At 65.9% G+C, this 11,020-nt stretch carries 8 protein-coding genes; 3 read left to right on the top strand and 5 right to left on the bottom strand.

Annotated features, from left to right (window positions below):
- Nucleotides 1–114: 114 nt before the first annotated feature.
- Nucleotides 115–1,239: a TolC family protein gene (locus AB7849_RS18425; protein ID WP_157618004.1), complete on the top strand. Its 1,125-nt coding sequence runs from the start codon at nucleotides 115–117 to the stop codon at nucleotides 1,237–1,239.
- Nucleotides 1,240–1,373: 134 nt separating this feature from the next.
- On the opposite strand, the gene AB7849_RS18420 is transcribed toward AB7849_RS18425, so the two are convergent.
- Complete coding sequence (locus AB7849_RS18420) at nucleotides 1,374–3,149, bottom strand: acyl-CoA dehydrogenase C-terminal domain-containing protein (RefSeq protein ID WP_008208538.1); 1,776 nt, start codon at nucleotides 3,147–3,149, stop codon at nucleotides 1,374–1,376.
- 27 nt (nucleotides 3,150–3,176) lie between these two features.
- Nucleotides 3,177–3,671 carry a hypothetical protein gene (locus tag AB7849_RS18415; protein ID WP_008208540.1) on the bottom strand — a complete coding sequence of 165 codons (495 nt, stop codon included), beginning with the start codon at nucleotides 3,669–3,671 and terminating at the stop codon, nucleotides 3,177–3,179.
- 132 nt (nucleotides 3,672–3,803) lie between these two features.
- Between AB7849_RS18415 and AB7849_RS18410 the strand changes: the two genes are divergently transcribed.
- On the top strand, nucleotides 3,804–4,271 hold the full coding sequence (locus AB7849_RS18410; RefSeq protein WP_008208541.1) for an SET domain-containing protein: 468 nt from the start codon (nucleotides 3,804–3,806) through the stop codon (nucleotides 4,269–4,271).
- 113 nt (nucleotides 4,272–4,384) lie between these two features.
- Here AB7849_RS18410 and glpK read toward each other — a convergent pair whose 3' ends face one another.
- The 3 genes from glpK to fusA form a co-directional block, all read right to left on the bottom strand.
- Nucleotides 4,385–5,881, bottom strand: a complete 1,497-nt coding sequence (gene glpK / locus AB7849_RS18405) for a glycerol kinase GlpK (protein WP_369501505.1) — start codon at nucleotides 5,879–5,881, stop codon at nucleotides 4,385–4,387.
- Nucleotides 5,882–5,974: 93 nt separating this feature from the next.
- The gene (gene glpD, locus AB7849_RS18400) at nucleotides 5,975–7,495 is read right to left on the bottom strand and encodes a glycerol-3-phosphate dehydrogenase (RefSeq protein ID WP_008208545.1); all 1,521 of its coding nucleotides are present in this window, start codon (nucleotides 7,493–7,495) and stop codon (nucleotides 5,975–5,977) included.
- A 65-nt stretch (nucleotides 7,496–7,560) separates the two neighbouring features.
- Nucleotides 7,561–9,600, bottom strand: coding sequence for an elongation factor G (gene fusA / locus AB7849_RS18395; protein ID WP_008208547.1), 2,040 nt, complete (start codon nucleotides 9,598–9,600; stop codon nucleotides 7,561–7,563).
- Between the two features lie 442 nt (nucleotides 9,601–10,042).
- Here fusA and AB7849_RS18390 point away from each other — a divergent pair, with 442 nt between their 5' ends.
- Nucleotides 10,043–10,906 carry a hypothetical protein gene (locus AB7849_RS18390; protein ID WP_369501504.1) on the top strand — a complete coding sequence of 288 codons (864 nt, stop codon included), beginning with the start codon at nucleotides 10,043–10,045 and terminating at the stop codon, nucleotides 10,904–10,906.
- Nucleotides 10,907–11,020: the final 114 nt, after the last annotated feature.

The raw sequence follows: 11,020 nt of genomic DNA, 5'->3' as shown, positions 1-11,020 counted from the left end.
CAGGCCCCGGATAACCCGGCGAGTATCAAGGTCGATGCAGCGAGTTTGTCGTTGCCGTTCCTGCATCCACACGTGTTCGATCCGGGCCGAGGCCTGGACATGACGGATGTCGCCATGCTGGCGGTGGCCAACAACCCTCAATTGAAACTTGCGCGCGATGATCGTGGCATCGTCAGCGCGCAGGCATTTGCCGCTGGCTTGCTGCCCGATCCGGTATTGGATTTCTCTCGTGGATATCCCACCAGCAGCTCCGCGCCAAGCAGCTCCTATAGCGCGGGCCTGTCCGGAAACCTCAGTGCGTTGCTGACCCATTCCCTCGGCAAGCGCGCAGCGCACGCAGCCGCGCGCGAGGTCGACCTGAGTCTGTTATGGAAGGAATGGCAAGTCATCGGCACATCGCGCCAGTTGTTTCTGCGCAGTTGGTATCAGCAGAAAATGCTCGATTTGCTGCGCGCCGAGTCAGCGCTGGTCGAGCATGGTCACGCCGAATTGCTTGAAGCGAATCGCCGCGGCGACGTATCACTGGCATCCGTGAATGCCGATCAGCTGACCGTGCAGGCGGTACAGACGCGTCGTTCCGATATGGAACTCAAGGTGCTGGCGACGCACCAGGCTCTGGATGCGTTGCTGGGCTTGTCGCCCGGTGCGCAGTTGCAGCTGATCGGGCCAGCCACGATTCCGCGAATCAGCGCGGCGGAAATCGCCCGTGATCTTGCCGCGCTTCCGCGCCGGCGTCCCGATCTGCGCGCACTTCAGGCCGGATATGCGAGCCAGGATGCGCGCTACCGCCAGGCCATCTGGCAGCAGTTTCCCGCCATCACCGTCGGCTTCGTGCGGGCACGTGATACCGACGCCATCAGTACGCGCGGATTTCAGCTCTCGATAACGCTGCCGGTCTTCAACCGAAACCGGGGCAACATCGCGATCGAAAAGGCGACACGCCAGAAGTTGCACGATGCATATGCCATTCGCCTGACCGACGCCCATGCCGATATCGAGCACATCCTGCAAGGCCAGAAGTGGCTCCAGCGACAGCACGACCAGCTCGCGCGGAGCGTGACGACTGCAGCGAAGGCAGTCGAAGCCTCGGGCGCTGCCTCGTTGCATGGAGACATATCGGGTCTGGACGAAGTGAAGCTGAAAACGGAGTGGCTGGACCAGCGCATCCAATTGCTGGCCATCGACCTGACCCTGCTCGAACAGCAGGCGATGTTGCAAACACTGCTTGGCACGTCATGACCGGAGCATGTGTCACCAGGGTTCACCTGTTGGCGCGTCGCTAACGACGGGCAGCACTGCGCGAAGCTATCGCGCACAAGCAAACGCCCGGGCATGGCCCGGGCGTTTGCTTTGCATCACGTGAGTACGAAGACTCAGTCGATGGCAGGCAACGTGGCGACGCCGGCTTCGATCGCGGCCTGGTGCATCAGCGTGCGCGGCAGGATGCGGGCGAAGTAGAACGCGGCGGTGTCGCGCTTGGCCTGCTTGAACGCGGCAGACTGCGTACTGGCTTCGGCGGCGGCGACGCTGCGCGCCCAGAAGTAGGCGAGGGTGACGTAGCCGGAGAACCACAGGTAATCCACGGCGGCGGCGCCGAGCTCTTCCGGGTTGGCCTGCACGCGTTGCGCCAGTTTCAGGGTGAGGTCGCCCCACTGCTTGGTGGCGATGGCCAGCGGGCCGATCAGCGTGCGCAGCGCGTCGTCCGCGGCGTGCTGCTTGCAGAACGCGCTGATCTCTTCCAGGAAATGCTTGAAGCCCACGCCTTGCAACTGGAGGATTTTGCGGCCCAGCAGATCGGCAGCCTGGATGCCGGTGGTGCCTTCGTACAAGGTGATGATGCGGGCATCGCGCACGAACTGTTCCATGCCGTTTTCGGCGATGAAGCCGTGGCCGCCGTACACCTGCAGCGCTTCCTTGGTGCACTCCTGCGCCAGTTCGGTGACCACGCCTTTGGCGATGGGAATCATGAAGGCGACCAGCTCACCGGCCTGCTTGCGCTCGGCTTCGTCGCTGGCGCGCGATTCGATATCGGTCTGCAGCGCGGTGTACAACAGCAACGCGCGCGAACCTTCCACGAGAGCACGTTGGGTCAGCAGCATGCGGCGCACGTCCGGCTGCACCAGCAGGTTGTCGGCGACCTTGTCGGGGAATTTCGCACCGGACAGGGAGCGACCCTGCAGGCGCTCGCGCGCGTAGTTCAGGCTGTTCTGCCACGCGCGTTCGGCCAGCGCCAGACCCTGCACGCCGACGGAGAGGCGCGCGGCATTCATCATGGTGAACATCGCGGCCAGACCCTTGTGCGGTTTGCCGATCAGGTAGCCCTCGGCGCCGTCGAAGTTCATCACGCAGGTGGAGCAGGCGTGGATGCCCATCTTGTGCTCGATGGCGCCGGCGGCGGCGCCGTTGCGTGCGCCCAACGAACCGTCCGCATTCAGCTTGAACTTCGGCACGATGAACATGGAAATGCCGCGGCTGCCGGCCGGCGCATCGGGCAGGCGCGCCAGCACCAGGTGCACGATGTTCTCGGCCAGGTCGTGTTCGCCGGCGCTGATGAAAATCTTGGTGCCGGTGATGGCGTAGCTGCCGTCGGCGTTCGGCTCGGCGCGGGTCTTCAGCAGGCCGAGGTCGGAGCCGGCCTGCGGTTCGGTCAGACACATGGTGCCGGTCCAGCGGCCTTCGACGATCGGCTTCATGTAGTTGTTCTGCTGCTCCTCGGTGCCGTGAAGCTCCATCGCGTGGCAGGCGCCTTCGGACAGCAGCGGGTACAGGCTCCACGCCAGGTTGCCGCTCTGGATCAGCTCGGTGGTGGCGGTGCCGATGACGCCCGGCAAGGCCTGTCCGCCGAACTTCTCCTTCGCGGTGAGGCCGGCCCAGCCGCCCTCGGCGAAGGCGTTGAAGGCTTCCTTGAAGCCCTTCGGCGTGGTCACCGTCTGGGTGGCCTTGTCGTAGTGGCAACCTTCCGCGTCGCCCGGGCCATTGGTCGGCGCGAGCACCTGTTCGCTGAGCTTGCCGGCCTCCTCCAGCACCGCGTCGAGCAGGTCGCGCGTGTGCTCGCTGCCACCTTGCAGCCGGGTCAGGATGGCTTCGGCGCCGAGCACGTCGAAGAGGGCGAAGCGCTGGTCGTCAAGCGGAGCCTTGTAGAGGGTCATGTCGGTTTCCTTCGGTGTGCTGCGTGTTCAGCGGTAAGTATTGGGAATGCCCGGTACCGGCGAGAGCCAGTCGTTGCCATGGAAGTCGAAATCGCGCGGCTTTTCCTTCGTCTCTTTCTCCCGCTCGGGCGTGGCATTGGTGCTGCCGCTGATGCGGTAGGCCAGCGAGCCGGCGCTGCCCTTGGCGGCGACGGCGGCGAGTGCCTTGGCCATGGCCGGGGTGGGCAGGATGTCGAGCGTGGTCACGTCGCCGGAAAGCGCGGGGATGTCGCGCTTGAAGTCGGCATGCAAGCGCACCGGGATGCCGTCGGCCACCTGCAAGGTGCCGTCGATCGAATGGAAGGTCATGCCGGTGTAGCTGTTGTTCTGGATGCGCAGGACCAGGTGCCATTGCCCGTCGGGGCGCACGCTCATCTGCTGGATGGTGACGGTGGGCGGAAACACGCTCTTGCGCGGCGGTCCGCAGGCGGCCAGGCCGGCGGCCAGTGCGACAAGGGCGATGCAGCGAAGCAGTCGTTTCATGGATAGGCCTCAAACGATTGTTTGAATCTTGGCGGGAGCCGCGGCGCGCGTCAATGCCGGGAACGTGGACGGTTCCCATCCGGACGGGCTGCGGGCATGATGCTAGGTCCCTCTCAGTCAGCGTTGAACACCATGACCCGTCGCATCGCCGCCCGTCGCTCGCCCATCCACGGCAATGGCGTTTTCGCCGTCGCCCCGATCAGGAAGGGCGAGGAAGTCATCGAGTACAAGGGCACGCTGATGACCCATGACGAAGCCGACGAGATGTACGGCGACGGCGGCGAAACCGGCCACACTTTCCTGTTCACGCTGAACGAGCACTACCTGATCGACGCCAACCGCAAGGGCAATACCGCGCGCTGGATCAACCACAGCTGCGCGCCGAACTGCCGCGCGCTGGTCGAGGAAAGCACCAGCGGCGACCCGCGCAAGGACAAGGTGGTGATCGAGGCGATCCGCAACATCAAGCCGGGCGAGGAACTTACCTATGACTACGGCATCACCCTGGATGTTCCGCACACCGCACGGTTGAAGAAGCTGTGGAAGTGCCTGTGCGGCTCGCCGAACTGCACGGGCACGTTGCTCAAGCCGAAGCGCTGAGGCGGGCGGCTCCGACGGAGCAGAGGCACTGGATTCCAGCGAAAGCTGGAATCCAGCGTCTTCATCTTTCCCTCTGACGAATCACGGTCAGGTTGCGTCAACCTTGCAGTGATTCAGACTTTGAAGCCCATGCAAGCCTGCACCGCGCGTTGCCAGCTGGCGTAGAGCGTCTCGCGCTGTTCTTCCGCCATGGCCGGTTCGAAGCGCCGGTCGATGGCCCAGTGCCGGGCAATGTCTTCCCGGCCGGACCAGAAGCCGGTGGCCAGACCAGCCAGATAAGCTGCGCCCAGTGCGGTGGTTTCAGCGACCTGTGGACGCAGTACCGGTACGCCGAGCATGTCGCTCTGGAACTGGCCGAGGAAGTCGTTGGTGATGGCGCCGCCATCGGCGCGCAGTTCCTTCAGGCGGATACCGGCGTCGCTTTCCATCGCGGCCAGCACGTCGCGGGTCTGGTAGGCCATCGATTCCAGCGCGGCGCGCACCAGGTGGTCGCGGCCGGTGCCGCGGGTGAGTCCGAACACCGCACCGCGCACGTCGCTGCGCCAGTACGGCGCGCCCAGGCCGACGAAGGCGGGCACCACGTAGACGCCGCCGTTGTCGTCGATGCGCTCGGCGCAGGCCTGTGAGTCGGCGGCGGTGTCCAGCAGTCCCAGGCCGTCGCGCAGCCACTGGATCACCGAGCCGGCGACGAAGACGCTGCCTTCCAGCGCGTATTCCACTTTTTCATCGAGCCCCCACGCGATGGTGGTGAGCAAGCCGTTTTTCGAGACGACAGCCTTGTCGCCGGTATTCATCAGCAGGAAGCAACCGGTGCCGTAGGTGTTCTTGGCCATGCCCGGCTCGAAGCAGGCCTGGCCGAACAGCGCGGCTTGCTGGTCGCCGGCCACGCCGGCGATGGGAACTTCATGGCCGAAGAAATGCCGGCCCAGCGTGGTGCCGTAGATCTCGCTGCTGGAACGCACGTCCGGCAGCATCGCGCGTGGCACGTCGAGCATGGCGAGCAGCTCGTCGTCCCAGCAGTGCGCGTGGATGTCGTACATCAGCGTGCGCGAGGCGTTGCTGGGATCGGTGACGTGGGCCTTGCCGCCGGTAAGGTTCCAGATCAGCCAGGTGTCGATGGTGCCGAACAGCAGCTCGCCGCGTTCGGCGCGTGCGCGTGCGCCGTCGACATGGTCGAGAATCCACTTCACCTTGGTGCCGGAAAAGTAGGCATCGATCAGCAGGCCGGTCTTGGCACGCACCATCGGCTCGTAGCCGTCGGCCTTGAGCCGGTCGCAAATCTCGCGGGTCTGCCGCGACTGCCACACGATCGCGTTGTAGATCGGCTGGCCGGTGGCCTTGTCCCACACCACCGTGGTTTCGCGCTGGTTGGTGATGCCGATGCCGGCGATGGCGCGCGCGTCGACCTGGGCGTTGGCCATCACCTCGGTGATGGTGGTCAGCACGCTGGTCATGATTTCGCGCGGGTTGTGCTCGACCCAGCCCGGTTGCGGGAAGATCTGTCCGAACTCGCGCTGCGCTACGCCGATGATGCGGCCGGCGCGATCGAACAGCATCGCGCGCGAGCTGGTGGTGCCCTGGTCGATCGCCAGAATGCAGGATTTATCCATGCCGCCGTTTCCGTGAGAGTCGAGGGTGGCCGTGCGCATGTGCGCTGCAGAGAGTGCGGCACAGGCATGTCGTCACCGATTGCCGTCGGGTGGTCACGACATGCACGCCTCGGCCTTCGCGAGGTCGGCCTGTTCGAGATAGGCCTTGAGTCGCGCCACGTCGTCGTCGCCAACCCGCAGGCCGAGCTTGCTGCGGCGCCAGAGCACATCGGTGGTGTCGATGACCCACTCGTGCTCGCGCAGGTAGTCCACCTCGGCCTGGTACAGGTCGGCGCCGAAGCACGGGCCAAGCTCGTCGAGACTGCGCGCCTTGTCGAGAATCTGCGCGCTACGGGTGCCGTAGCTGTGTGCCAGTCGCCATGCCAGCGCCGGCGGCAACCACGGATGGGCTTGCTGCAGTTCGCGCTGATATCCGTCGATATCGTGGCGTTCGCCGCCGGGCAGTGGATGGCCCTTGGCCGTCCACGCCGCTGACGTCACCGGCAGCAGGGGTGACAGGCGGTCCAGCGCTTCCTCGGCCAGTTTGCGCGCCGTGGTCAGCTTGCCGCCGAACACGTTGAGCAACGGCGCGCCGTGCGTGTCGAGTTCCAGCAGGTAGTCGCGGCTGACTTCCGAGGCGTTGTCCTCTTCGTCTTCCAGCAATGGGCGCACGCCGCTGTAATTCCACACCACGTCGGTGGGGGTGATGTTGCGCTTGAAATAGCGGTTGGCGGCCTCGCACAGGTAGCGCGTTTCCTCGCCGTCGATGTGCGGGGCGGCGGGGTCGGCGCGATAGTCGACGTCGGTGGTGCCGATCAGGGTGAAGTCGTGCTCGTAGGGAATGGCAAACACGATGCGCCGATCCGGCTGCTGGAAGATGTAGGCGTGATCGTGCTCGAACAGTCGCGGCACCACGATGTGGCTGCCTTTCACCAGGCGCAGCGTGTGATCGTGGCCGACGTTGGCGACCTGGTCGAGGAACTGCACGGCCCACGGGCCGGTGGCATTGACCAAGGCCCTGGCGCGCACGGAAGTGGATTCGCCCTTTGACGATTGCAGCTGGGCGTTCCAGCCATCGCCATCGCCATCGCGCCGTGCGCTGATGCAACGCGTATGCGTGAGGATGGTCGCGCCACGGTCGCGCGCATCCATCGCGTTCAGCACCACCAGGCGCGCGTCCTGTACCCAGGCATCGGAGTAGACGAAGCCGGTGTGGAACTCGTCGCGCAACGCCGGTCCCGCCACATGCTTGCGCAGCGAGACGCGGCGCGAGCCGGGCAGGGTGCGGCGGCCACCGCCGAGGTGGTCGTACAGAAACAGGCCGAGACGGATCATCCATGCCGGACGCAGGTGCGACTGGTGCGGCAGTACGAAGCGCAGCGGCCAGATGATGTGTGGCGCGGTCTTCAGCATCACCTCGCGCTCGGCCAGTGCCTTGCCGACCAGCGCGAACTCGAACTGCTCCAGGTAACGCAGGCCGCCGTGAATGAGCTTGGTGCTGGCGCTGGAGGTATGCGCGGCCAGATCGTCGCGTTCGCACAGGCAAACCGACAGTCCGCGTCCGGCCGCATCGCGCGCGATGCTGGCGCCGTTGATGCCGCCTCCGACCACCAGCAGGTCGAACTGTTCGGTCATCGTCTGCTCCGTGGGCGGTGTCGTTGCAGGCGATGGTAGCGGCAGCGGCGGCTTCCGGGGCGGGTTCAATCCTCGTCGGCGTGTGGTTTCCACGCCGCGCTCAACTGCTTCTGCACCGGCGCCGGTACCGGTTCGTAGTGGCTGAGGTCGAGGCTGTAGCGGCCACGGCCGCCGGTCATGGATTTCAGTTCGGTGGCGTAGTCGATCAGTTCGGCCAGCGGCGCCTGCGCCTTGAGCAGCAGTTCGCCGCCGTGCTGCGCGTCAGTGCCCAAAATGCGCGCACGCTTGCCGGCCAGGCCGCCGGTGACATCGCCCACGCTGGTTTCGGGAATCGATACTTCCATGTCCACGATGGGTTCGAGCACGATCGGCTGCGCCTTCACCACCGCGTCGAGGAAGGCCTTGCGGCCGGCGCTGACGAAGGCGACTTCCTTCGAGTCCACCGGGTGGTGCTTGCCGTCGTACACCGTCACGCGCAAGTCCTGCATCGGATAGCCGGCCACCGCACCGGATTCCATCGCCAAGCGCACGCCTTTCTCGACGGACGGCAGGAACTGGCCGGGAATCACGCCGCCTTTCACTGCATCGACGAACTCGAAGCCGGCGCCGCGTTCCAGCGGTTCCACGCGCAGGGACACCTCGCCGAACTGGCCGGCGCCGCCGGTCTGTTTCTTGTGGCGGTAATGGCCTTCGGCATGGCCGGCGATGGTCTCGCGGTAGGCGATGCGCGGCGGGTGCGTGGCCACTTCCACGCCGTAGCGTTCCTTCATGCGCTCCAGCACGGTTTTCAGGTGCAGATCCGAAAGACCGCGCACCACCGTCTCGTTGAGTTCCTTGTGATGTTCCACGCGCAGGCACGGGTCTTCCTCGGCCAGCCGCAGCAGCGCCAGCGACAGCTTCTGTTCCTGGCCCTTGTGCTTCGGTTCCAGTGCCAGGCCGAACATCGGTTGCGGGAAGCGCAGTGGCGCAAGGTGGATGCGGTCCTCGTCGTGCGAGTCGTGCAGCACCGCGTCGAAGTGGATTTTCTCCACCTTGGCCACCGCGGCGATGTCGCCTGGAATGGCCTGGTCGATCTCCTCGTGCGTCTTTGCGTTCATGCGGAACAGGTGGCCCACCTTGAACGGCTTGTGCACGTCGTCGACGAACAGCTGCGAGTCGCGCCGCAGCGTGCCTTGCCAGACCCGGAAGATGCCGAGCTTGCCCACGAACGGGTCGTTGATGATCTTGAACACGTCGGCGATGACGTGATCGTCGGCCGCGCCGCTGACCGTGACCGGTGCGTTGTCCGCGTTCCGGAACGGTGGCGCGTTGCCTTCGCCGGGATGTGGCAGCAGGCGCTCGATCAGCTCCAGCAACTCGGCTACGCCGGTGCCGTTGCGCGCGCTGACGAAACAGATCGGCACCAAGTGCCCTTCGCGCAGGCATTGTTCGAACGCGTCGTGCAACTGCTCGCGACCGAGCGCGGCTTCGCCCTTGTCGAGGTAGGCGCCCATCGCCGCCTCGTCGACTTCCACCACCTGGTCGAGGATGCGCTGGTGCGCTTCAGCCAGCGAGGAAAAATCGGTGGCGCCGCTGGTGTGGAAAAAGCAGTCCAGCACCCGCTTGCCGCCTTGCGCGGGCAGGTTCACTGGCAGGCACTCGGCGCCGAAGGCCTCGCGCAACTTGTCCACCAGCGTGCCCAGCCGGGCGCCTTCGAAGTCGATCTTGTTGACCACCAGCACGCGCGCCAGCCCGCGCGCACGGGCGTGCTCCATCATGCGCCGCGTGCCGTGCTCGATGCCGTTGATGGCGTTCACCACCACCATCGCGGTTTCCACCGCGGCGAGCGCGGACAGCGTGCCGCCGCGAAAATCATGGTAGCCGGCGGTGTCGATCAGGTTGATGTGGCAACCACCGTGGTCGATGCCGGCGATGCAACTGTCGATGGAATGGCCGCGCGCCTTCTCCTGCGCGTCGGTATCGGACTGGGTGGTGCCGCGTTCGACCGAACCCTGCACCTGGATCGTGCCGCCGGCGTGCAGCAGGGCCTCGAACAGCGTGGTTTTGCCGGTGCCGGCATGGCCGGTGAGCGCGATGTTGCGGATGCTTTCCGTGGTGTACGACACGATGCGACCCTCCTCTGGAACGGGTTTTCCGGAGCGCGGGGTCGTGTCGGCATGATCGGCGCCGCACGAGGCCGCGCGTGGCGGCAACCGGCCTGCGAACAGGCTTCTGCATGGCGGGCCGTCATGGTCGTCCGGGGCGCGGGACGCGAGGGGCGGTCATGGCGGGATACGGCGTTAGACACTGTCTTCGCGCCGTCTGCATAGACTTGTGCCATCGACGGGCCCGGTCAAGCTGCACTGCGGGGCGGAACCCGGGCGGGTATGCCATGGTCTGTGATAGCGCGGACCATGGGCGCCGCATTCGGCGCACCACCGGACATGACGAGGACGAGTCATCGAACACCCCGACCAGGTCGAACATCACCGCTGGGCTTCGCCAGCCGCAGACGCCACGCGCGGGCTGGCGCCGCTGGACGGCGACACCCGCGCGCTGCTGCACGAGTTGCGCTGGCGCGAGCCGCCGCGCGACCGCCGCCGCCTGTGGGGCGTGCTGGCGCTCACGGTGCTGCTGCATGCACTGTTCGGTGCGTTGACCTGGTACGAGATGCGGCCGCATGCCTTGCCGGCGGCCTCTGTGCGGGCAGACGACGTGTTGCAGGTGCGGTTCATCACCAGCGCACCGGCACCTTCGCCCACGGCGGTACCGCCTCCGCCGGCGTTGCCCGCGCTGGGGTCACCCGCGTCGAAAGCCCGGCCGCCGGCCCGCGTCACCCGCGAACCGCTCGACAAGCATGCGATGACCGTCAGCCTGCCCGCCGCCTCGCCGCCGCAGTTGTACCGGCCCGACGGCGCGGTGCGCGTGGCACCGGCCACGGCGGCCAGCGCGGCGATCCCGGCCTATCGATCCGGCGTGCTGCAAGGTGGCGACAAACAGATATTGCGACACGACGCCGGCGACAAGTACCGAGGCACGGACACGCGTTTCGCACAGTACTTTCCGCCACCGGGCGAAAGCTCGGTGGATACCGCGCTGCGCAAGGTCATCGAAAAGACCACCAAGACCGGCACCATCCACCTGCCCAAGGGCGTGCGCATCCACTGTTCCACGGTGTTGTTCATCCTGCCGGCCGGTTGTGGCGGCGATCCGCCGGCGCCGCCGCCACCCAACGACGGCGATGAACGCCTGAGCATGGCACCCGCGCCGTTGACCAAATCGCCGCACGCACCCAAGCCACCCAGTGTCGACCAGTGCATCTCGATCTACCGCGCCAACAAGCCATTGCCCTACGGTTGCCCGGTGGATACCCCCAGTCGGGCGGTGGACGCCCAGATGCGCGAGCGCGAGAGGCGATCGTCCGGTCATTAGGGCGCCTCTGATTTTGCCCGTCATCCCAGCGAAAGCTCACTGCTGTCCGGAATAATTTTGAACCCTGTGGTTCCGCATGACTTGTACCGATACCGCACCCTCGCTCGTCATTCC

This window comes from Rhodanobacter sp. FW021-MT20 (assembly GCF_041107475.1).
Taxonomy (GTDB): domain Bacteria; phylum Pseudomonadota; class Gammaproteobacteria; order Xanthomonadales; family Rhodanobacteraceae; genus Rhodanobacter_A; species Rhodanobacter_A glycinis.
The sequence above is the reverse complement of the archived record's forward strand: the minus strand, read 5'-3'. Positions and strand labels throughout refer to the sequence as shown.

What these genes read in the sequence shown, in the direction of transcription:
- AB7849_RS18420 (WP_008208538.1), bottom strand. Translation starts at nt 3,149, where the DNA reads ATGACCCTCTACAAGGCTCCGCTTGACGACCAGCGCTTCGCCCTCTTC.
- AB7849_RS18425 (WP_157618004.1), top strand. Translation starts at nt 115, where the DNA reads ATGCTGGCGGTGGCCAACAACCCTCAATTGAAACTTGCGCGCGATGAT.
- AB7849_RS18415 (WP_008208540.1), bottom strand. Translation starts at nt 3,671, where the DNA reads ATGAAACGACTGCTTCGCTGCATCGCCCTTGTCGCACTGGCCGCCGGC.
- glpK (WP_369501505.1), bottom strand. Translation starts at nt 5,881, where the DNA reads ATGGATAAATCCTGCATTCTGGCGATCGACCAGGGCACCACCAGCTCG.
- glpD (WP_008208545.1), bottom strand. Translation starts at nt 7,495, where the DNA reads ATGACCGAACAGTTCGACCTGCTGGTGGTCGGAGGCGGCATCAACGGC.
- AB7849_RS18410 (WP_008208541.1), top strand. Translation starts at nt 3,804, where the DNA reads ATGACCCGTCGCATCGCCGCCCGTCGCTCGCCCATCCACGGCAATGGC.